This is a genomic window from Enterobacter cloacae complex sp. P17RS, from assembly GCF_014895885.1.
GTDB classification, from domain to species: domain Bacteria; phylum Pseudomonadota; class Gammaproteobacteria; order Enterobacterales; family Enterobacteriaceae; genus Enterobacter; species Enterobacter bugandensis.
Genome location: NZ_JADBQK010000003.1, coordinates 508,884 through 529,877, shown reverse-complemented (window position 1 = coordinate 529,877; position 20,994 = coordinate 508,884). Strand labels below are relative to the sequence as shown.

Here is a 20,994-nt window from a genome sequence, read left to right as displayed (position 1 = left end):
CGGCAAGATGAGCAATCTTTTACACGACAGTCATTATACCGTGAGTGAACTCACCAAAAAGCTGGCGAGTAAATTAACCGATGCCGGGCTGCGCTTAACCACCGCGGAATCCTGCACGGGAGGAAAGCTCTCGGTGGCGCTGTGTGCAGAGGAAAACACGGCCGATTTTTATGACGTCGGGCTGGTTGTGTTCAGCGATGAGGCCAAATCGCGGATCCTCGGCGTGCGTCCGGAGACGCTGGCGCGCTATACCGCCGTCAGTGAACAGACGGTGACCGAGATGGCCGCCAGCATCCGCGACATTGCCCAGGCGGATATCAGCATCGCCATCAGCGGCTACGCGGGTCCGGAAGGGGGCGATGACGGTACGGCGGCGGGAACGGTCTGCTTTGCCTGGAATATCTGCGGTGAGACGAAAACCCGCACCGTCCTTTTCTCCGGCGACTGCCAGGATGTGGTGGAAAAAGCGGTGCAATTTTCGCTCGCTGAACTGGTGACAACATTGTCGGACGGCAATAACGGCTAAATTCACGCGGAGGTTCTATGGCGGTCATAGTGATTACCGGCGGGACGGCGGGCGTGGGAAAAGCTACGGCGCTGAAATTTGCAAAGGCAGGTTACGATGTGGGGCTTATCGCCCGCGATGAAGCCAGCCTGCACTCCACCCAGGAAGAGCTGCGCCGCTTCGGCGTTAATGCCCACGCGGTGCAGGCGGACGTCGCCGACAGTCAGGCGGTGGTGGATGCGGCTAACGAGATCGAGTATCGCCTCGGGGCGATTGATGTCTGGGTCAACAATGCGATGGGGGCCGTACTGGCGCCGTTTCGTACCCTGACGCCGGATGAGTTTCGTCGCGTGACAGATGTTACCTATCTCGGATTTGTTAACGGCACCCGCGCCGCGCTGGAGCTAATGGTGCCCCGCGACAGGGGGGTGATTATTCAGGTGGGGTCCGCGCTGGCCTACCGTTCCATCCCTTTGCAGTCGGCCTACTGCGGGGCCAAAGCGGCGATCCGCGGGTTCACCGATGCGGTGCGCACGGAGCTGATGCACGAGAACAGCCGGGTTCAGCTTTCCATGGTGCAGATGCCGGGGCTCAATACGCCGCAGTTCGAATGGGCAAGGAATAAGTTCGCCTGGGCGATGCGACCGGTGCCGCCGGTCTTTGAGCCTGAAGTGGCCGCCAGCGCCATCTTTAAGGTTGCGCAGAAACCGGTGCGCGAGCTGTGGGTGGGCAGCAGCACTATCCAGTCCATCGTCGGGCAATTCTTCTTTCCGGGCTACCTTGACCGTCTGATGGTAAAAAAAGCCTGGGAAGGCCAGATGACCGACGATCTGAACGCAGCGGATCGGCGGGACTATCTCGACCAGCCGATTGACGACCTGCACAAAATCCATGGTCGTTTTACCGACGAAGCGAAGAACCGCGCTACGTCCGTCACCTCGGGTATGCCGGGCAAGGTGGCGCTGGGGGCCCTCGCGGTGGCGGGGCTTATGCTGACGCGTCTGATAACCCGCCGGAAACGCTAATCAGCGCAGCGCGCTGCGGTGCGTCCAGAACCAGCGGTAGCCGTAGGCGCCAATACTGAGTTCGACGGTTTTGCCGCAAACCAGCGCGTCGTCGTAGCGTTTATCCGCTAGGCAGGCGGTCCAGGTGGCGTTGCGGATCCCTCTGGCGGTGAACTGCACCGGCTGGTCGCTGAAGTTTACGAAGGTCAGAATGCTGCGCTCGTCGGTCTCGTAATAGATCCCCAGCACCGCGTCATGATTGAGGGTGATGAGGCGAAAGGGCGCCACGGCAATTTCGGGGAACTCCGAGCGGGTATTGGCAATATCAATAATCCGGTGCAGGAGTGAGTTGCGGTGGAGCAGCGAATCGGCGACGTTGATTTTCTGATAGCGGTAGGGCCCGTGGTCGATTATCGGCGCAATAAATTTTTCAGGATCGGCCGCCGAAAAACCACCGCCCTGTGAACCCGCCCACTGCATTGGGGTGCGAACGGCGTAGCGCTCCTCCAGTTCAAGGTCGTCACCCATGCCGATCTCATCCCCGTAGCGCATCACCGGGACGCCCGGCAGGGAAAAGAGCACCGCGTGGCAGAACGCCAGCCGCTTTGGATCGCCATTCAGCATCGGAGCCAGACGTCGGCGGATCCCACGCTGATAGACGTTCATCTCCTCGTCAGGGGCGAAGGTGTCGAGCACGAACTGTTTATCTTTCTGGCTAATCCCTTCCAGATCCAGCTCGTCATGGTTGCGCAGCCAGTTGGCAAAACAGCATGAATCTGGCGGGACGATCATCTTCTTCACCGCGTTGCGCAGCGGGCGGGCGCTTTTTCTGGCCAGGCTGACGTAGAAATACTTGTTGAGCCAGAAGTTGAGCACCAGATGCAGGCGGTCGTTATTGCCGAAATAGTCTTTATAAACCTCAACGTCTACGTCCACTTCGCCGAGCAGGATCGCGTCCGGATTACGCTGTTCGATAAGACGGCGCATGTGCTCCAGGATCCACAGGCCCTTTTTCTCGTCACCGCTGCCCGCCTGCTTCGTGAGGTGAGATGCGGCATCCAGCCGAAATCCCGACACCCCCAGCTTGAGCCAGAAGAGGATAATATTCTCAATCTCCTTAAGCACGGCGGGCGAGGTCAGGTTCAGGTCAGGCTCGTGGCGGTAGAACATGTGCCGGTAATACTGTCCCGCCTCGTCGTCCCAGCTCCAGACGCTCTTTTCCACGCCGGGAAACATGGGGGGCGTATCGTCGTCGTCGTTATCCGACCAGATATAGTAATCGCGATAGGGCGAGGCGGGGCTGCGGCGGGCCTGCTGGAACCAGGGATGGGCGTCCGAGGTGTGCTGGATCAGCAGCTCAATAATAACCTGCATGCCCAGCTCCCGGGCCTGTTCGATAAAGGCGATGATATCGGCCAGTTTTCCGAAGCGGGGATCCACCTGCAGATGGTCGCTGACGTCGTAGCCCTCATCGAGAAAGGGCGTGAGGTAAAACGGGGTGATCCAGATAACCGTCGCCCCCATGCGGCGAATATAGCGCAGCTTGGCCGCGATCCCGGCGATGTCCCCGCAGCCATCGCCGTTCATATCGTAAAAAAGCGCGGTATCAATCTGGTAGATAATGGCCCGTGTATGCCAGTCCGTCATAGCGTTCCTCAGTGATAGCCTTCAGTATCCGAAACTTTGCCCCGGAAGACGTAGTAGCTCCAGGCGGTGTACACCAGAATCACCGGAATTATCAGCAGGGTCCCGACCAGCATAAACAGCTGGCTGGCGGGGGGCGCCGCGGCTTCCCACAGGGTGATGCGCGGCGGAATAATGTTTGGCCACAGGCTGATACCCAGGCCGCTAAATCCGAGGAAGATCAGCCCCAGCGTCAGCAGGAAGGGGCGCGAGTGGCTGGCCGGGTTGCGGGTCAGCCGCCAGATCAACACGCTAAACAGGCCTACCAGCAGGGGAACCGGCAGGAACCAGAAGAAGTTGGGCAGGGTAAACCAACGGTCGGCCACGTACTGCCAGCCGAGCGGCGTCCAGACGCTGACAACCGCGATCACCACCATCAGGGCCAGCAGCACGTGGCGGGTTAGCTCGCGCATGCGGCGTTGCAGGGCGCCTTCACTTTTCATGATAAGCCAGGTGGTGCCCAGCAGCGTGTAGGCGACCACCAGGCCGATACCGCAGAAAAGGTTAAAGGGCGTCAGCCAGTCAAGCGGCGAGCCCACAAAGCGTCTGCCCTCTACCTCAAAGCCGTTGATCACCGCCCCCACGACGATCCCCTGGCTGAAGGTGGCGAGCAGAGAGCCACCGGCGAAGGAGTAGTCCCAGAACTTGCGGTGCGAAGGCGTCGCTTTAAAACGAAACTCAAAGGCGACGCCGCGAAAGATGAGGCCGATCAGCATCGCGGTGAGGGGGATAGTGAGCGCATCAATGATCACCGCGTAAGCCAGCGGGAACGCGCCGAACAGCCCCGCACCGCCAAGCACCAGCCAGGTCTCGTTGCCGTCCCATACGGGCGCTACGCTGTTGACCATCACATCGCGCTCTTTCGCATCGCCCACGAAGTTAAACAGCAGGCCGATGCCCAAATCAAAGCCATCCATAATGATGTACATCAGCGTGGCAAAGACGATGATGGCAAACCAGATAACAGAGATATCGACGCCCATCAGTTTCTCTCCTGTTCCGGAACAGACTCCGCGGCAGACAGCGGACGGGCGGGGGTGCCCGACGTGTTTGACGTCAGCGTATCGACGGGCTGCGGGCCTTTCTTAATCAGCCGGATGAGGTATACATAGCCCACGCCAAACACCGACGAGTAGACAACGAAGAACGCCAGCAGGCTGATGCTCATCTGCAGGGTGCTGTGCAGGGAGACCGCGTCAATCGTGCGCAGATAACCGTAAACCACCCACGGCTGGCGGCCCACTTCGGTGGTCACCCAGCCGGCGAGCAGCGCCACCAGACCCGCGGGCCCCATGCAAAGAGCAAACCACTGGAACGGACGCGAGTGGTAGAGCCGGTGGCGATAGCGTAGCCAGAGGCTGACCAGACCGAGGGTAATCATCAGCAGGCCCATTCCGACCATGATGCGAAACGACCAGAAGACGATGGTCGAGTTTGGGCGATCCTCTTTCGGGAAGTCCTTCAGCGCCGGGACCTGCTTATCGAGGCTGTGCGTCAGGATCAGGCTGCCGAGCGCGGGGATTTCAAGACCGTATTTGGTGCGCTCCTCGTCCATATCGGGCAGGCCAAACAGCAGCAACGGCGTGGCTTCGCCGGGCGGATTTTCCCAGTGCCCCTCTATGGCGGCAATTTTGGCTGGCTGATGCTCAAGCGTGTTCAGGCCGTGCATATCGCCCACGACGGCCTGAATGGGGGCAACCAGCAGCGCCATCCACATCGCCATGGAGAACATGGTGCGTATGGCAGGGGTATCATTGCCGCGCAGCAGGTGCCATGCGCCCGACGCGCCGACAAACAGCGCGCTGCTCAGAAAGGCGGCGATGGCCATATGAATCAGGCGGTAAGGGAAGGAGGGGTTAAAGATAATCGCCAGCCAGTCCTGCGGAATGACCTGCCCGTTCTCGATAGTAAAACCCTGCGGGGTGTGCATCCAGCTGTTTGAGGCGAGGATCCAGAAGGTCGACATCAGCGTGCCGAGCGCCACCATGCAGGTTGAAAAGAAGTGCAGCCCAGGGCCGACCTTGTTCCAGCCAAACATCATTACGCCAAGAAAGCCGGCTTCCAGGAAGAAGGCGGTTAACACCTCGTAGGTCAGCAGGGGACCGGTAATACTGCCTGCGAACTGGGAGAACCCGCTCCAGTTGGTGCCAAACTGATACGCCATGACCAGCCCGGAAACGACACCCATCCCGAAGTTAACGGCAAATATCTTGAGCCAGAAGTGGTACAGCGAGCGCCAGACGTCGTTTTTGGTGCGCAGCCACATGCCTTCAAGCACGACCAGATAGCTGGCAAGACCGATGGTGATCGCCGGGAAAAGAATGTGAAACGAGACGGTAAAAGCGAACTGAATTCTGGCGAGATGAAATGCATCAAGTTCGAACATGGTCCGTACCTCTGAAGCAATGGGGCACGAGAATTGCCGGGCAGGTCAGGATGCCCGGCAAAACCGATTACGGTTTACTCTTTCCGGCACCCAGCTCGGCACCGGTCAGCGGGTCGGAATGGGGATCGGACTTGGTGCGGGCAGACATCGCCTTAACCAGGGTTGCCTGTTCAGCTGTGAGCGTCACGCTGGCGCTACCGTCTCCGCCATCAACCGCAGGCTGAGGAGACTCAACGTAATCAAAGTGCTTATCGCTGTTCCAGCTTCCGCGAACCTCTCCACCTTCAGACATATTGTAGTACTTGTTGGTGAATTCCTCGATTGGCGGCAGTTTTCCCGGCGGGAAATTATTACGAATGGACTGCAGCGCCTTCTCAAAGGAGAGCTGATGCGCCGCCTCACGCGTCATCAGAAACGCCAGCGCATCCTTCACTCCGGGATCGTCAGTGACGTTAATCAGCCGTTCATAGATGATTTTCGCCCTGGCCTCTGCCGCCACGTTCGAGCGCAGATCCGCCGTCGGCTCGCCGATGGTATCGACGTAGGCTGCCGTCCAGGGCACGCCCGCCGAGTTAGTGAGCGGGGTACCGCCGCCGTAGAGAAGGGAGGTGATGTGACTGTCGTTACCGTTTTCGGTCATGGACCGATACAGTTCAGCCTCATTTTCCACCCCTTCCGCCAGCGCGCCTTTGGCACCTTTGTTCAGCATACCAACCAGCGTACCGATGATTTCGAGGTGGCTTAGCTCCTCGGTGGCGATATCCATCAGCATATCCTTGCGGCCCGGATCGTCATCGCTCAGGCCCTGAGTGAAGTAACGGCAGGCGGCAGCCAGTTCGCCCTGCGGTCCGCCAAACTGTTCCAGTAAAAGGTTAGCAAGACCGGGGTTCGGTTCGGCGACGCGAACCGTATATTGCAGCTGTTTGACGTGTCGAAACATAGGCACTCTCCTGTGGATTATTTTTTCGCTTCGACACCGTCTGCGTCCGAACGCAGCAGGAACTGTTCCGTCGTTTGCGGGATATGGCGAATCAGCCAGTCGGCCATTTCGCGCTCTTCTGCGAGGATCGTCTCAATGGCAGGCACAGAGGCGGTATCGCCCGCTTTTTTCGCCGCAGCGAGCAGGGAGGTGTAGCAGGCGATTTCAAACTGTTCGAAGACATAGCCGCTGATCGAGCCCTTAACGATCTCATCGGACGGGAACATACCGCCGATGGATTGACCCAGGGCCGCCATTTTGCTCATCGAGTCTTTTAAGACCGAACGAGAAATATCATTACGGTCGAGGATTTCCTCCAGCAATGTAATTTGCCGTTTTGTCTCATTAATATGTTGCTCAATTCTGGCGCGAACATCAGGATAATTATCAATACGGCTGGCCATGGACTCCAGCATAGATTCGGCTTGCTTTTCCATTGCATGGGCATCGCGTAGCCAGTCATGGTAGTGTTCTACGTGATTCATCATTGTATCCTCATTAGGGGTTCGCTTATTTGGTCTCACTTTCAGCAGCCTGATCGGCACGTGCGGCACTGTAGCCAGATAAGTGGCCGACAATATTGGCGTAAATGCTGATGATAATGACCCATAGCACGCTATTCTTCCACCATATTACGGAAGGGATAGCGAGAATGAACCATATTATTGCTGCCGCTAAATGGCACCGTTTAATTGTCCTGGGACTGATGCTCATTTTATTTAACCTGTCTTATCGCGTCATTTCTGCGCTTTTTGGTTAATATTGCCAACGGCCAGGTCGGTGAGTTTAAGGTCGGTCTCTTTCTCTTCTTCCAGCGTTTCGGCAAGAAGTTTAACGGCTTTTTTGTAGCCCAGTTGCTCTGCGAGGGTCGCAAGGGTACCGTAGCTGGCTATTTCGTAATGCTCCACTTTTTGCGCAGCGGCAATTAACGCGGCATCACGCACTTCATTTTTTTCCGTACTTTCGATAACTTCGTTGGCTTCTTCAATTAAGCCTTCCATTGCCACGCACTTCATGCGCTTGAGCTTAATACCGTCTTCCTGTTCGACGATCTGGTCAATACGTTCAATCTGACCCTGCGTCTCCTCCAGGTGCGCGGTGAAGGCGGCGCTCAGCTTCTCGCTGGAGGCGGCGCGAGCGAGTTTGCTTAACGCTCGGGTAAGTTGTTTTTCAGCGCTGTAGGTATCGGACAGAAGATGAATAAATACATCCTCAACACTTTTCATATTCATAATAATTACGCTCCGGTAAAATAAGGAAAGGGTACTGCGAGCTTTTCAGCCCGCAGCATGCTCTCAGGTTTTATTAAAAGAGTACTAAATAAGATCAGGAGTTATCAGATTTACGGCCTCCGCCGTGACTGTTCTGTCCCCCTTTCTTACCCGCTTCAGATGCGCGTTGCGGATCGTTTTTGAAATTACCACCGCTGTGCTGGCCGCCTTTACGTCCAGCTTCTGATGCTTTTTCACGGTCTTCAGCGAAATTACCGGAACCACCACGATGCTCTGCCATATTAAACCTCATAGTCATATATTGGTTATGTCAGTACGATACGAAAATATTCCGTATCACTCGTCGTTCGAGTAATAACTCTAGTCGCTGTGAGGCATACGTCAAATTCGTTTCGCCATTAGCGGTTGCGTTATATTTAATTATTGCTGCGTTTGCGCTTCGCTTGGTTTGGAAATATGGAAGTGTGGGAAGGACTTGTAAACAAATGATCGGATTAGTCCTAAGTTTCATTTAAAAAGCGGAAGGTTGAGGCCAATAATAATGGCTTAGCAAAAACGAATAATTTGCAAGCGGTGATTAGGAGAAAATTACCCCTTAAGGGCTAGAAAAAATAGCCGATATGAATCATAAGGAAAATCCTGGAAAAAGATGACGAGGCGGCTGACAGGGGGCGGTAGCACACGGTTTAACCACTGGCGTCTTAAGATCACAAATCAGAAATTCTTCCCCCCGGAAGGAACGGCCTTCTCTACACTCCAGGTAATATTCACTGGAGGCATGACATCATGGCGAACACCATCACGGCTGATGATATTCGGGAACATTTTTCGCAGGCTATGTCGGCGATGTACCAGCAGGAAGTTCCGCAGTACGGCACCTTGCTTGAGCTGGTCGCGGACGTAAACCTGGCGGTTCTGGAAAATAATCCACTATTACATGAACAACTGGCGAACGCCGACGAGCTGGCGCGCCTGAACGTGGAGCGTCACGGGGCGATCCGCGTCGGTACGGCACAAGAGCTTTCCACCCTGCGTCGTATGTTTGCCATCATGGGCATGTTCCCGGTCAGCTATTACGATCTTTCTCAGGCGGGGGTACCGGTCCACTCAACGGCGTTTCGTCCGGTTGACGATGCGGCGCTGTGCCGCAATCCGTTTCGTATCTTTACCTCACTGCTGCGCCTTGAGCTGATTGAAAACGTGGCGTTACGCGAGCGGGCGGCAGAAATTCTTTCTCAGCGGAACATCTTTACGCCGCGCTGTCTGGAACTTATTGACCTCCATGAGTCGGAAGGGCACTTTACCGAAGCGCAGGCGCACGAGTTTGTGCAGGAAGCGTTAGAAACCTTCCGCTGGCACCGTCATGCAACGGTCGACCAGGAGACCTACCTGGCGTTGAGTAACGAGCACCGCCTGATAGCTGACGTGGTCTGCTTCCCGGGGTGCCATATCAACCACCTCACGCCGCGCACGCTGGACATTGACCGGGTGCAGGAGCTGATGCCGAAGTACGGGATTGAGCCCAAAATTCTGATCGAAGGGCCGCCGCGTCGTGAAGTGCCGATCCTGCTGCGTCAGACCAGCTTTAAAGCCCTCGAAGAACCGGTGCTTTTCGCCGGGGAACATAAAGGCACCCACACCGCGCGCTTCGGTGAAATTGAACAGCGCGGCGTGGCACTGACCCCGAAAGGCCGTGAACTGTACGATAGCCTGCTGGCCCAGGCCGGAACCGGAAAAGATAACCTCACGCACCAGCTGCATTTGCGGGAGATTTTCAGCGCCTTCCCGGACAGCGAAATGTTCCTGCGCCGTCAGGAGCTGGCGTATTTTCGCTATCGCCTGACCCCGGCGGGAGAGGCCCATCGTCACGCGTTTCGTCCGGGGGATGACCCGCAGCCGCTGATTGAGCGCGGGTGGGTGGTGGCCCAGCCGATAATTTACGAAGATTTCCTTCCGGTCAGCGCGGCGGGGATTTTCCAGTCCAATCTCGGGAATGAAACCCAGGCGCGCAGCCACGGGAATGCCAGCCGCAATGCGTTTGAAGCCGCGCTCGGCTGCCCGGTGTATGACGAATTTACGCTCTACGAGGAGGCGGAAACGCGCAGCAAACAGCGTTGCGGTTTGCTCTTAAATCGTTACTCTTCAGGGGTGTGATGGAAAAAATAAGGTCGTTATGCAAAATCCTTCCGCCCCTGTGGTTGAAACGCGCCAGGGCGCACTGTCTGGTTTAACCGATGAAAACGTTCACCTCTGGCGCGGTATTCCCTATGCCGCACCGCCCGTTGGCGACTGGCGCTGGCGCTCACCCCGGCCGCCGGAACGCTGGGATGGCGTGCGTGCAGCTACCGACTTTTCGCCCTCAAGCTGGCAAAGCAGTGAATATTGTCAGGAGCTGGGCGGGGGCGATCCCGGCCAGTTTTCTGAAGACTGCCTCTATCTGAACGTCTGGTCCCCTATCGACCGTACCGGGCCGCTGCCGGTCATGGTCTGGCTGCACGGGGGTGGGTTTACGATCGGTGCCGGAAGCCTGCCGCCGTATAACGGCAAAGCCCTGGCATCCCGCGGGGTGGTTGTCGTCACGATTAACTACCGTCTCGGCCATCTCGGCTTCTTCGCCCATCCCGCTCTGGAAGGGGAAGAGGAGCGGGTGGTGCATAATTTTGCCCTGCTGGACCAGATCGCCGCGCTCGAATGGGTGCGGGATAATATTGCCGCGTTTGGTGGCGACCCGAATAACGTGACCCTGTTTGGTGAATCCGCCGGCGCGCGCAGCGTGCTGTCGCTGCTGGCCTCGCCGCTGGCGAAAGGACTATTCCATAAGGCGATAGTGCAAAGCGGGTACACTTTGCCGGATACGCCGCGCGCGCAGGCCCTGCACAAAGGGGAAGCGCTGGCCGCCCACTTCGGGCTGGATAATGCGACGGCAGAGCAGCTGCGCGCGATCCCGCCCGAGGCGTTCTGGCCGCTGACCGCGCCGCTGAACGTCGCTCCGGCCCCTATCGTTGGGGATTGCGTTTTGCCGGAGGCGATGCTGGACGTCTTTTTCGCCGCCCGCCAGCATCCCGTGCCGGTGATGATTGGCTCCAACAGCGATGAAGCCAGCGTGATGGCGGTGTTTGGTGTCGATCTCGCCGGGCAGATCCAGAAGCTTCGCCGGGAGCGCCGCTTCGGGCTGGGGCTCATCAAGCTGCTTTATCCGGGCGTGAAGGGCGACGAGGAGCTCGGCAGGCAGGTGTGCCGCGACATGGCCTTCACCACTATGGGCTACGTGGTGATGCAGGCCCAGCAGCGCGTCGGCGGGCTTTGTTGGCGCTACTGGTTTGACTATGTGGCCGAAGCGGAACACGCCACCTATATCAACGGTGCCTGGCACGGCAATGAGGTGCCGTACGCGTTCGATACCCTCGGGCAGGTGGAGCCTTCGCGCCAGTACGTTAACGAACGGGATCTGGCGTTTGCCGCCCAGGTGGCTGATTACTGGGTGAGTTTTGCGCGCGATGCCGGAACGCATGACACCCTTCACGGGCCGACGCGCTGGCCCGCCTGCCGCAAAGGACGGGACGTGCTGTTACGTATTGGTGTGAATAAACATGCAGGTTTCAGGCTTGAAAACCGCTTTATGCGCGCCCGCATGAGCCTCTTCAAGCGCGTGATGAAGCACCACGTCAGCCTCGATTAAGCAAACAGGCGCGAAACGCCGCCAGACCATTCTCCTGACAAGGCGTTTCGCGCAGCACCAGCCGGTAGCTCGCGCCGGTTTTAATGCTGGTCTCATAGGGCCGCATTAGCCTTCCGGCGCGGATATCTTCTGCCACCAGCGTTTCGTCGGCAATGGCTATGCCCAGCCCCTGAATGGCGGCGGTAATGGCGAGATCCATCGTATCGAAGTGTTGATTTTTGTGCATAGCAAAGCCCGGACCTTCCTGATTCGCCAGCCACAGTGACCAGTCTGTCTTATCCCTTGTCGGATGAAGAAACGTCAGCGAACCCAGCGCGGCACCCGCTCGCACGGGGCTGAACACCGGCGTCAGCGCCTCTTCGAACAGCAGATCGCCTGCGCTCATGTGCGTGCCGAAGACGATGGCGGCATCGTAAGATTCGGTTTTGAAATTGACGTTATGATCGGTCGTGGTGGTGAGCGCGATCTGCAGATCCGGCTGCTCGCGCTCCACTTCCAGCAGGCGCGGCACCAGCCAGCGCATCGCGCAGGTGGGGGCCTTGAGGCGGATCACCGTGTGCTGGCTGCGGGCCTGGTCGGCCACGCTCAGCAGCTGTTCGAAGGAGGACTGCAGTTCGGGAAGCAGGGCGCTGCCCTGCGGGGAGAGGCGCAACCCGCGCGCGTGGCGTTCAAACAGCGGAAAGCCAAACCAGGCTTCAAGGGAGGCAATCTTACGGCTCACGGCCCCCTGCGTCAGGCAGAGTTCCGCGGCGGCATGGGTAAGATTCAAATGACGCGCGGTGACTAAAAATGCGTCGATGGCATTGAGCGGGAGCGAACGGCGTGACATTGAAACACCTCAGCTATGCATTTTTCTCATGGCTATTATGACAACAATTCGATTGTCCCGGCAACGGAGTTGTTGTTTGAATAGTTATGCAATATCCATGAGAAGGGAAAGAGGATGACTTTACGAACGCCGGTGCAAACGCGCTCCAAGCTGCCAGACGTGGGGACCACCATTTTTACCGTTATCGGCCAGCTTTCGGCCCAGCATAACGCCATCAACCTTTCTCAGGGGGCACCGAATTTTTCCTGCGACCCGAAGCTGATCGCCGGCGTTACCCGCGCGATGGAGGCAGGGCATAACCAGTATGCGTCGATGACCGGCCTGCAGCCGCTCAAAGAACGCATCGCCGATAAGATTGCCGCGCTCTACGGCACGCAGTATAACCCTGCCAGCGAGGTGCTGGTCACCGCCAGCGCCAGCGAAGGGCTCTATTCGGCGATAAGCGGGCTGGTGCACCCTGGCGATGAGGTGATCTACTTTGAGCCGTCGTTTGACAGCTACGCGCCGATTGTTCGTCTGCAGGGGGCAACGCCTATCGCCATCAAGCTCACGGTGCCGGATTTTGCCGTCAACTGGGATGAGGTCCGTGCGGCAATCACCCCGCGCACGCGCATGATCATCATCAATACGCCGCACAACCCGAGCGGCCAGGTCTTCTCCGCTAATGACCTGCAGCATCTGGCGGCGCTGACGCGCAATACCGACATCATTATTTTGTCTGATGAAGTGTATGAACACGTCGTGTTTGATGGGGAACCGCACCACGGGATGGCCACGCACCCGCAGCTGGCGGAACGTAGCGTGATTATTTCTTCTTTCGGAAAAACCTATCACGTCACCGGCTGGCGCGTGGGTTATTGTGTGGCACCCGCAGAGCTGATGGACGAGATATGTAAAGTCCATCAATTTTTGATGTTCTCTGCCGATACGCCAATGCAATACGCGTTTGCAGAACACATGACCGATCCGCAAACCTGGCTGTCGCTGTCGGCGTTTTACCAGCGTAAGCGCGATCTGCTGCACGGCCTGCTGTCCGATTCGCCGTTTACCCTGCTGCCGAGCGCCGGGTCGTTCTTTATGCTGGCGGACTACAGCCAGTTCAGCGACGAGCGCGACAGCGAGCTGGTGAAGCGGCTGATTGTTGAGTACGGTGTTGCCACCATTCCGCTGTCGGCGTTTTATGCCGACGGCACGGATAATAAATTGATTCGTCTCTCTTTTGCGAAAGATGAGGCGACGTTACGGGCAGGTGCTCAAGCCCTGTGTCGGGTTAAACCACGCTGAGCCTATCCCATTAGGCTATTTTATTCGCCATTTTGGCACCGGGCAGTGCTCGAAATCCTCACGTACTACATGTACGTTCCGGTTTCTGTGCGCTGTCCGGTACCAAACTGTCTTCAACAATTACGCCTACTGGGATAGGCTCTGAGGAGTATGAGATGAGATTACGCGCGTTAGTTGTCGGCATGGGATTGCTGTGTACTTTTTCCTCCTTCGCGGCCACCGAGCTGCGCTACGGTCTGGAAGCGGAATATCCGCCGTTTGAAAGCCGTAATGCGGCAGGCGAACTGGAAGGGTTTGACGTAGAGCTGGGAAATGCCATCTGCAAAGCGGCAGCGCTGAAGTGCAGCTGGGTCGAAACCTCGTTTGACGCGCTGATCCCGGGGCTGGTGGCGAAGAAGTTTGACGCCATCAATTCGGCGATGAATATCACCGAACAGCGCCGCAAGAGCATCGATTTTACCCAGCCGATCTACCGCATTCCGTCTCAGCTGGTGGGCAAGGCCGGTACGGCGGTCGAAGCAACGCCTGAAGGGCTGAAGGGAAAAACCATCGGCGTGCTGCAGGGGTCGATTCAGGAAACCTATGCCAAAGAGCACTGGGAAAAGCAGGGTGTCACCGTGGTGTCGTATAAAGATCAGAATATGGCCTGGGGCGACCTGCTGAATGGCCGCATTGACGCCTCGCTGGTCATGTCCGCGGCCGGGCAGGCGGGTTTCCTCAGCAAGCCGCAGGGAAGAGGGTTTGGCTTCATCGGCAAACCGGTGTCTGACGACACTATCCTCGGCAGTGGGATCGGCTTTGGGTTGCGCAAAGGTGACGAGGCCACCAAAAAGCAGCTTGATGCCGCCATTGATAAAGTACGTGCCGACGGCACGATCGCCAAACTCGCTGATAAGTACTTCCCGGGTATCGATGTCAGCGTAAAATAACCGCCTCATTGGCCCCGTCAGCTGATGTCCTGACGGGGCATTTTTATACACATTTTCCAGGCTTTCTTTACACCACTTTCGGGCCGTTCTGGTCGACAGAAAATATTTCTCACTTTGTTCAGATAATCACCGGCCAACAATTGGATTCTTAACCATTTTTGTTTAGGCTGTGCGTTCTTTCTTGCCGTCATTTCGCCGAGCGCGAAACACATTCACACGACCATAAGGACGTTTTTCCAGGCATGAATCGCAGACGTTTTCTAAAAGGCTCGCTGGCTGTGGCAGCCCTGAGCGGCACCTCCGGCCTTGCTTCCCTGTTTTCCAAAGCGGCATACGCGGCTGACTCTGACATCGCTGACGGTCAGAGCCGTCGGTTTGACTTCTCCGTACTGCAATCCATGGCGCATGACCTGGCGAAAACCCCGTGGGGTGGCGCGCCGCGTCCGCTGCCGGAGACGCTGGCGACCATGACGCCGCAGGCGTATAACGCCATCCGCTACGATGAAAAACAGTCTCTGTGGAACAACATTGAAGGGCGTCAGCTGGACGTGCAGTTCTTCCATATGGGAATGGGGTTCCGCCGCCGCGTGCGGATGTTCTCGCTGGACCAGTCTACCTCTATGGCGCGCGAGATCCACTTCCGCCCTGAGCTGTTCAGCTACGGAGACACGGGCGTCGATACCAAACAGCTGGAAGGGCAAAGCGATCTCGGCTTTGCGGGCTTCCGCGCCTTTAAAGCGCCTGAGCTGGCGCGCCGCGATATCGTCTCTTTCCTCGGGGCGAGCTATTTCCGTGCGGTGGACGATACCTACCAGTACGGGCTTTCCGCGCGCGGTCTGGCGGTAGATACCTTTACCGACACCCCGGAAGAGTTCCCGGACTTCACCTCCTTCTGGTTTGAAACCGTCAAGCCGGGTGACACCACCTTTACCGTCTATACGCTGCTGGACAGCCCGAGCGTCACCGGTGCCTATAAATTCGTGATCCACTGCGAGAAGAGCCAGGTGATCATGGAGGTGGAAAACCATCTCTACGCGCGTAAGGACATTAAGCAGCTGGGCATCGCGCCGATGACCAGCATGTTCAGCTGCGGCAACAACGAACGCCGCATGTGCGACACCATTCACCCGCAAATCCACGACTCCGACCGCCTGGCAATGTGGCGCGGCAACGGGGAGTGGATCTGCCGTCCGCTCAATAACCCGCAGAAGCTGCAGTTTAATGCCTATCTGGACAAAAACCCGAAAGGGTTCGGCCTGCTGCAGCTCGATCGCGATTTCTCCCACTATCAGGACGTGATGGGCTGGTATAACAAGCGCCCAAGCCTGTGGGTTGAGCCGCGCAATGACTGGGGGAAAGGATCTATCGCGCTGATGGAGATCCCAACCACCGGTGAAACGCTGGATAACGTGGTCTGCTTCTGGCAGCCGGAAAAACCGGTGAAAGCGGGCGACGAGCTGGACTTTAAATATCGTCTCTACTGGAGCGCGCAGCCGCCGGTGCGTTCCCCGCTGGCCAACGTTTACGCGACCCGTACCGGCATGGGCGGCTTCCCGGAGGGCTGGGCACCGGGCGAACACTATCCGAAAGTGTGGGCCCGTCGCTTTGCTATCGACTTCGTCGGCGGCGACCTGAAGGCCGCTGCGCCGAAGGGCATCGAGCCGGTGATTTCGCTCTCCAGCGGTGAAGCGAAGCAGGTTGAGATCCTTTACGTTGAGCCGTTTGACGGGTATCGCATTCTGTTTGACTGGTACCCAACGTCGGATTCGACGGAGCCGGTGGATATGCGCCTGTTCCTGCGCTGCCAGGGCGATGCCATCAGCGAAACCTGGCTGTATCAGTATTTCCCGCCAGCGCCGGATAAACGTCATTACGTTGATGACCGGGTAATGCGTTAACGATCGATTCCCTCTCCCTGTGGGAGAGGGTTAGGGTGAGGGGCAATGACCGCAACACAATCCGAAACTATTCCCGTATCTGACGCGCTCGAGCTTCGCGCCGTCGAAGAGCGCTACACCGCCGAACTGCATAACCTCGTCGTCAAAAACAGAGCCTTTCTGCAAACCGCTTTTGACTGGGCGCAGCACGTGGGGACTGAAGATGACACCCGACGCAACGTGCAGAGTAACCAGATGCTGCACCAGCGCGGCTACGCCAAAATGTTTTTGATCTTCAGGGAGGATGCGCTGGTCGGCGTACTGTCGTTTAATGCGATTGAGCCTGCCAACAAAGCCGCGTACATCGGCTACTGGCTGGATGAAGCACATCAGGGGCAGGGGATCCTCTCGCAGTCGCTGCAGGCGTTTATGCGCTACTACGCTGAGCGCGGAGAGATCCGCCGTTTTGTGATCAAGTGTCGGGTGGCGAATCAGCACAGCAACAGCGTGGCCCTGCGCAACGGTTTTACGCTGGAAGGGTGCCTGCGGGAAGCGGAATACCTCAATGGCGCCTATGACGATGTGAACATCTACGGCAAAATTTATACCCTATAGCGCCCCCAGCAGCGGCGTGCGGGTGATGCGCTGGTCGCCGTTGATCACCTTTTCACCGCGCAGGTGAATGCTCTCACCAGCAAAGGCCTCTATCACCGCATCGTCGGTGATTTCTACCCAATGCTCAATCAGCACGTCGCCGCTGATCCGCGCGCGTCCCTGAATCACCACTTTATCATCCAGCATGATCGGCCCGCCGCGCAGCCATGCCTGACCGCCGATCAGGACGTGGTGCTTGATGATGCAGTTTCCTTCCACCACGGCGTTCTCGGCAATCTGAGAGCTGTAGCGCACGGTAGGGATGGCGTCATCGTCGAAACCGGCTATCACGCGGGCGTTGCCGTAAACTTTGGCGCAGTCGCACACCCAGACGTTGTTGAGTTCGTTACCTTCGAGGATCGCGCAGTCGAACACTTCGGCGCGGTGCTCAACAAACGCGTTATTCACCATCGCCTCGCCGTATATTTGTGCCTGATGCACAATGCGCGATCGGCTTACCGTCGCCTTGCCGTAGATTTGCAGGATCTGGTCGTGGTCCGGCGTGAGTCCTTTAGCGGCAATGATGACGCTGTTGTGCAGCACGCGCGCATCGCCGTAGAGATGGCACTCACCCCGCACGCAGGAGTGCTGAATAGTGACGTTGTCACTTATTCGCGCCCCGTGGCTGACCTCTGCGGCGTCAAGCCAGCAGTTATCGCCGATATGCGCGTCATGGCTGACGGTGCACGGCAGGGTCAGGCGCGCGTTGCCGGACACGGTTGCGCCAGCGAATACCACGCTGTTTTCATCGTAGATCCAGCAGTCTCCGTCCTGCGCAAGGGCGCGCTCATCGTCAATCCAGCCGCCTTTCGTGCCGGCCTTCACATCGTTAAAGTCCACCGTAGCGATAATCTGCCGCAGCGTCGTTGAGTGGGATGTTTCGCCATCTTTCCATTGCCAGAGCCGGGTTTCTTCGCTGAGCCGATACTTATTCATCATGGGATCCCTGATATGCGTCTTCACTAAACGTAGCAAACTTTCGGCTTTCCGTTGTGCTGGCATCCGTTGCTGAAACCCCTTAAAATGGCATTTAAAATACATTTTAAAAATTCAAATTAATGGATAAATTAAACAAACCTGAACAGGCGCTTAACCTTCCCGCAGGCTATTTTGGCATGGTGCTGGGCATCATCGGCATGGGTTTCGCCTGGCGATACGCCAGCACCCTGTGGCCGGTGACGCGCTGGCCGGGTGAGATTCTGGTCGCTCTCGCAGTTGCCTGCTGGTTTTTACTGACGACGGCGTTTATTACCCGTGCGATCCGTTTCCCGCACAGCGTGCTGGCAGAGATGCGCCACCCGGTAATGAGCAGCTTCGTCAGCCTTTTTCCGGCCACCACCATGCTGGTCGCCATCGGTTTTGTGCCCTGGTTCCGCCCGGTATCGCTGGCGCTGTTCGGCGTGGGCGTGGTGTTACAGCTTGCTTATTCCGCCTGGCAAAGCGCCGGGCTCTGGCGAGGCAGGCACCCGCAGGAGGCCACCACGCCCGGATTGTATCTGCCGACGGTGGCGAATAATTTCATCAGCGCGATGGCGTGCGGTGCTCTGGGGTTCAACGATGCAGGGCTCATTTTTCTCGGCGCGGGCGTCTTTTCCTGGCTCAGCCTGGAGCCGGTGATCCTCCAGCGTCTTCGCAGCGCCGGGGAGCTTCCCACCGCGCAGCGCACCGCTTTAGGCATTCAGCTGGCTCCCGCGCTGGTGGCGTGCAGCGCCTGGTTTAGCGTCAACGGTGGGGAAGCCGACACCTTCGCCAAAATGCTGTTCGGCTACGGCCTGTTGCAGTTGCTCTTTATGCTGCGCCTGCTGCCGTGGTATGTGTCTCAGCCGTTTAACGCCTCCTTCTGGAGTTTCTCGTTTGGCGTGTCGGCTCTGGCTACCACCGGGCTGCATCTGGGTCACGGCAGTTCGTCTGGATTCTTCCACGCCATTGCCGTGCCGCTGTTTATCTTTACCAATCTCATCATTGGGATGCTGTTGGTCCGTACGTTTATTCTGCTGATTCAGGGCAAACTTCTGGTGCGCACTGATAAGGCACTGCTTATGCAATCTGAGGAAAAATAATGGCTGTCGATGAAAATTACTTCACAGAGAAATATGGCTTAACCCGTACGCATTCAGAGGTGCTGTACAGCGCGGGGATCGTAAAGCCCGGCAAGACATTGGATCTGGGCTGCGGAAATGGCCGCAACAGCCTTTACCTGGCGGCCAACGGCCACGAGGTGACCGCCTGGGATAAAAACCCGATGAGCCTTGATAACATTGAGCGCATCAAGGCGGCAGAAGGGATTGAGAATCTGCACACTGCCGTCAAAGATCTTAACAGCCTGAGCTTTGACGGCGAGTACGACTTTATTCTTTCCACCGTGGTGCTGATGTTCCTGGAGGCGAAAACCATTCCGGGCCTTATCGCCAACATGCAGCGCTGCACCAAACCCGGCGGCTACAACCTGATCGTTGCCGCGATGGACACGGCGGATTACCCGTGCACCGTCGGCTTCCCGTTTGCGTTCAAAAGCGGTGAGCTGAGCAGCTACTACGAAGGCTGGGAGCTGCTCAAATACAACGAAGAGGTTGGCGAACTGCATCGCACCGATGAAAACGGCAACCGCATCAAGCTGCGCTTTGCCACCATGCTGGCGCGCAAGCCCGCTTAACGGGCGGCCAGCAGGCAGATCTGCAGGGCAGTCTTGTAAGACGCCTCGAACGACGACAGCGGCAGGAACTCAAACTTCGAGTGGAAATTATGCGCGCCGGTGAAGAAGTTCGGGGTGAGTAGCCCTTTTGCCGACAGCGCCGCACCGTCCGTGCCGCCGCGCATAGGGATCGGTTTTGGGGTGATGCCGAGCGATTCCATCGCCTCAAACATCAGGTCGATGGCGCGCCGGTCTTCACCAATCGCATTGCTGATGTTGCTGTAGGTATCTTCAATGCGATAGTCGACCTTCGCCGTCGGGTGTTGGGCGGCAATCAGCGCGGCGACGTCCGCAATCTGCTGCTTGCGGGCGGCAAAGCTGGCTTTATCAAAATCGCGAATATTAGCCTTTAGCACGGCGTCGTTCTGTCCGGCCTGAATGCCGTTAAACCAGATATAGCCCTCGCGGCCCTCGGTGCACTCCGGGGTTTGCTGGCGGTCGAAATGGCTGATGAAGTCGGTCGCCATCAATAACGGGTTCACCAGTACCCCTTTGGCGGACATCGGGTGCGCCGTCACGCCGGTGAAGTGGATCTCTGCCGCTGCCGCGTTAAAATTCTCGTAAACAATTTCTCCCAGCTCGCAGCAATCAATGGTCCAGGCAAAGTCCACGTCGAAGCGTTTTAGATCCAACGCCTTGGCGCCGTTCAGGCCAATCTCTTCGTCGGGCACAAACGCGACCACAATGTCGCCATGCTGATGCTCAGCGGTGAGGTTTTCCAGTACGGTCATTACCACCGTCACCGCCGCTTTATTGTCTGCGCCCAATACGCTGGTACCGTCGCTGAAAATAATCTCCTCATTCGGATAAGCCAGAATTTCCGGGTGCTCGTTCACGCGCAGCCAGATGTCTTTTTCCTTATTCAGACAGAGATCTTCACCATTAAACGTTAATATTTGTGGATGAATATTCGGTGATAAACCGACGTCTACGGTATCAATGTGGGTAATAAAGCCGATGCGCGGCGCGCCGGGCACGTTGCCTTTTTTCACTGCCGTCACGGTCGCGAATTCGTCAATCACGATGTCGTCTAACCCCAGCTGCGCCAACTCCTGTGCCAGCTCTCGCGCCATGTCGTGCTGGCCCGGCGTCGAGGGCAGAGTTTTCACTTTCGGATCGCTCTGGCTGGTAATCGCAAGATAGCGGAAAAAACGGTGCGTTAATTGTCTGGAAAGCGGCGAGCCCATAGTGTTTTCTTCCTTATTTATTTTTCGGGTGTTTGCCACTTCACTTTAATGTTATTTATGAAATGGCAAAAGAA

21 protein-coding genes are annotated in these 20,994 nt (G+C 57.3%); 10 read left to right on the top strand and 11 right to left on the bottom strand.

The genetic code is table 11. The features are described from left to right. The first annotated feature begins 7 nt into the window (after window positions 1–7). Both IM265_RS03475 and IM265_RS03470 read left to right on the top strand, forming a co-directional pair. Entirely contained in the window at window positions 8–526 is a 519-nt protein-coding gene (locus IM265_RS03475) for a 2-oxo-tetronate isomerase (RefSeq protein ID WP_063154030.1), read from the top strand. A gap of 17 nt (window positions 527–543) precedes the next feature. Further along, a complete protein-coding gene (locus IM265_RS03470) occupies window positions 544–1,530 on the top strand; it encodes an SDR family oxidoreductase (protein ID WP_193030588.1) in 987 nt (328 codons plus the stop codon). Here IM265_RS03470 and IM265_RS03465 read toward each other — a convergent pair whose 3' ends face one another. The 8 genes from IM265_RS03465 to IM265_RS03430 all read right to left on the bottom strand — a co-directional run bounded on the left by IM265_RS03465 (window position 1,531) and on the right by IM265_RS03430 (window position 8,069). Continuing rightward, the gene (locus tag IM265_RS03465) at window positions 1,531–3,156 is read right to left on the bottom strand and encodes an alpha-amylase family protein (RefSeq protein ID WP_063942488.1); all 1,626 of its coding nucleotides are present in this window, start codon (window positions 3,154–3,156) and stop codon (window positions 1,531–1,533) included. It lies immediately after the preceding gene. 8 nt (window positions 3,157–3,164) lie between these two features. Continuing rightward, the gene (gene cydB / locus IM265_RS03460; RefSeq protein WP_028013104.1) at window positions 3,165–4,175 is read right to left on the bottom strand and encodes a cytochrome d ubiquinol oxidase subunit II; all 1,011 of its coding nucleotides are present in this window, start codon (window positions 4,173–4,175) and stop codon (window positions 3,165–3,167) included. Continuing rightward, window positions 4,175–5,578: a cytochrome ubiquinol oxidase subunit I gene (locus IM265_RS03455; RefSeq protein ID WP_028013105.1), complete on the bottom strand. Its 1,404-nt coding sequence runs from the start codon at window positions 5,576–5,578 to the stop codon at window positions 4,175–4,177. The genes cydB and IM265_RS03455 overlap by 1 nt, the downstream gene beginning before the upstream one ends. Window positions 5,579–5,645: 67 nt before the next feature. Further along, on the bottom strand, window positions 5,646–6,518 hold the full coding sequence (locus IM265_RS03450; RefSeq protein WP_028013106.1) for a manganese catalase family protein: 873 nt from the start codon (window positions 6,516–6,518) through the stop codon (window positions 5,646–5,648). Window positions 6,519–6,535: 17 nt separating this feature from the next. Then, window positions 6,536–7,042: a ferritin-like domain-containing protein gene (locus IM265_RS03445; RefSeq protein ID WP_028013107.1), complete on the bottom strand. Its 507-nt coding sequence runs from the start codon at window positions 7,040–7,042 to the stop codon at window positions 6,536–6,538. Between the two features lie 25 nt (window positions 7,043–7,067). Continuing rightward, window positions 7,068–7,271, bottom strand: a complete 204-nt coding sequence (locus IM265_RS03440) for a hypothetical protein (RefSeq protein WP_008502273.1) — start codon at window positions 7,269–7,271, stop codon at window positions 7,068–7,070. A 23-nt stretch (window positions 7,272–7,294) separates the two neighbouring features. Next, window positions 7,295–7,789, bottom strand: a complete 495-nt coding sequence (locus IM265_RS03435; RefSeq protein WP_008502272.1) for a ferritin-like domain-containing protein — start codon at window positions 7,787–7,789, stop codon at window positions 7,295–7,297. Between the two features lie 94 nt (window positions 7,790–7,883). Further along, on the bottom strand, window positions 7,884–8,069 hold the full coding sequence (locus tag IM265_RS03430) for a general stress protein (protein WP_004150795.1): 186 nt from the start codon (window positions 8,067–8,069) through the stop codon (window positions 7,884–7,886). A 506-nt stretch (window positions 8,070–8,575) separates the two neighbouring features. Between IM265_RS03430 and IM265_RS03425 the strand changes: the two genes are divergently transcribed. Continuing rightward, the gene (locus tag IM265_RS03425; RefSeq protein WP_193030590.1) at window positions 8,576–9,943 is read left to right on the top strand and encodes a VOC family protein; all 1,368 of its coding nucleotides are present in this window, start codon (window positions 8,576–8,578) and stop codon (window positions 9,941–9,943) included. 19 nt (window positions 9,944–9,962) lie between these two features. Continuing rightward, entirely contained in the window at window positions 9,963–11,468 is a 1,506-nt protein-coding gene (locus IM265_RS03420) for a carboxylesterase/lipase family protein (protein WP_193030592.1), read from the top strand. Here the strand turns inward: IM265_RS03420 and IM265_RS03415 are convergent. Continuing rightward, complete coding sequence (locus IM265_RS03415) at window positions 11,455–12,297, bottom strand: LysR family transcriptional regulator (protein WP_063942485.1); 843 nt, start codon at window positions 12,295–12,297, stop codon at window positions 11,455–11,457. The two genes, IM265_RS03420 and IM265_RS03415, sit on opposite strands and share 14 nt — an antisense overlap. A gap of 114 nt (window positions 12,298–12,411) precedes the next feature. Between IM265_RS03415 and IM265_RS03410 the strand changes: the two genes are divergently transcribed. The 4 genes from IM265_RS03410 to rimL all read left to right on the top strand — a co-directional run bounded on the left by IM265_RS03410 (window position 12,412) and on the right by rimL (window position 17,002). After that, complete coding sequence (locus tag IM265_RS03410) at window positions 12,412–13,581, top strand: pyridoxal phosphate-dependent aminotransferase (RefSeq protein WP_193030594.1); 1,170 nt, start codon at window positions 12,412–12,414, stop codon at window positions 13,579–13,581. A 155-nt stretch (window positions 13,582–13,736) separates the two neighbouring features. Next, window positions 13,737–14,510 (top strand): transporter substrate-binding domain-containing protein, encoded by a 774-nt coding sequence (locus IM265_RS03405; RefSeq protein WP_193030596.1) that lies wholly within the window; start codon window positions 13,737–13,739, stop codon window positions 14,508–14,510. A 242-nt stretch (window positions 14,511–14,752) separates the two neighbouring features. After that, the gene (locus IM265_RS03400) at window positions 14,753–16,408 is read left to right on the top strand and encodes a glucan biosynthesis protein D (protein ID WP_150143742.1); all 1,656 of its coding nucleotides are present in this window, start codon (window positions 14,753–14,755) and stop codon (window positions 16,406–16,408) included. Window positions 16,409–16,453: 45 nt separating this feature from the next. Further along, window positions 16,454–17,002 carry a 50S ribosomal protein L7/L12-serine acetyltransferase gene (rimL, locus tag IM265_RS03395; protein WP_193030598.1) on the top strand — a complete coding sequence of 183 codons (549 nt, stop codon included), beginning with the start codon at window positions 16,454–16,456 and terminating at the stop codon, window positions 17,000–17,002. Here the strand turns inward: rimL and ydcK are convergent. Beyond that, the gene (gene ydcK / locus IM265_RS03390; RefSeq protein ID WP_193030841.1) at window positions 16,997–17,977 is read right to left on the bottom strand and encodes a YdcK family protein; all 981 of its coding nucleotides are present in this window, start codon (window positions 17,975–17,977) and stop codon (window positions 16,997–16,999) included. The two genes, rimL and ydcK, sit on opposite strands and share 6 nt — an antisense overlap. 122 nt (window positions 17,978–18,099) lie before the next feature. On the opposite strand from ydcK, the gene tehA reads away from it, so the two are divergent. Both tehA and tehB read left to right on the top strand, forming a co-directional pair. Then, a complete protein-coding gene (gene tehA / locus IM265_RS03385; protein WP_193030600.1) occupies window positions 18,100–19,101 on the top strand; it encodes a dicarboxylate transporter/tellurite-resistance protein TehA in 1,002 nt (333 codons plus the stop codon). Then, window positions 19,101–19,694, top strand: coding sequence for a tellurite resistance methyltransferase TehB (gene tehB, locus IM265_RS03380; protein WP_193030602.1), 594 nt, complete (start codon window positions 19,101–19,103; stop codon window positions 19,692–19,694). The genes tehA and tehB overlap by 1 nt, the downstream gene beginning before the upstream one ends. Here the strand turns inward: tehB and pepT are convergent. Then, window positions 19,691–20,920, bottom strand: coding sequence for a peptidase T (pepT, locus tag IM265_RS03375; RefSeq protein ID WP_136485857.1), 1,230 nt, complete (start codon window positions 20,918–20,920; stop codon window positions 19,691–19,693). The two genes, tehB and pepT, sit on opposite strands and share 4 nt — an antisense overlap. Window positions 20,921–20,994 lie beyond the last annotated feature (74 nt).